Genomic DNA, 752 nt, shown 5'->3' with positions numbered 1-752 from the left:
CTTCGGTGTTGTCCAGCGCCTCCCCGATGGTGAGGGTCAGATCGCGGTCATCGCCGGTGTGCAGCATCTCCCCTTGGCGGTGGCTCAGGTGATCGGCAGTCAGGGCGAGGGACTCGGCGCTGGTGGTGGCGCCGTCGAGGACGATATCTTCTCCGTGTAGCGAAAGGTGTCCTTGGCTGACGATTAGGCCATCGCGACCTTCCAGGCGTGTGGCAGCGATATTCGCCTCGCCATCACCGACGTGGATAATCTCACCGTCCTGGTTGGTCAGGGACTCGGCAACGTCAAGGGTCAGATCGCCCGTGGCTTCCAGCCGACCCGAGGTGTTATCGAGTTCATCTGCTCGCACGCGCAGCTCGTCGCTGGCGGCGCTGATCAGCCCATCGCGGTTATTGAGGCCGGCGGCGCTGACCTCGATACGCTCCGCCAGCCATTGGCCCTGGGTATTGTCGATATCCCCCGACGCCGCCACGGCCAGGGCATCGCCAGCGATCAGTTCACCCTGCCGGTTATCCAGGCCACCAACGTCCAGCCTGATATGATCCAAGGCCTGCAAGGTACCGGCGGTATTGGTCAGTTCACCGGCAATGATATCGAGCCCGGAATTACCGGCGATAAAGCCCTCGGTATTGTCCAGCGACTGCGCTATTGTCAGCGTCAGGTCACTGCCCCCGCCGGTGTGCAGCATCTCGCCCTGGCGATGGCTAAGGTGATCGGCAGTCAGGGCGAGGGACTCGGCGCTGGTGGTGGCG

At 63.3% G+C, this 752-nt stretch carries 1 protein-coding gene; it reads right to left on the bottom strand.

Going from position 1 to position 752, the window contains the following annotated elements; genetic code table 11:
- The coding region (locus tag HP566_RS03970; RefSeq protein ID WP_249975964.1) for a hypothetical protein at nucleotides 1-752 on the bottom strand (752 nt) is incomplete at both ends.

Source organism: Vreelandella olivaria, assembly GCF_023507745.1.
In the GTDB taxonomy this organism is placed as follows: Bacteria; Pseudomonadota; Gammaproteobacteria; order Pseudomonadales; family Halomonadaceae; genus Vreelandella; species Vreelandella olivaria_A.
The sequence above is the reverse complement of the archived record's forward strand: the minus strand, read 5'-3'. Positions and strand labels throughout refer to the sequence as shown.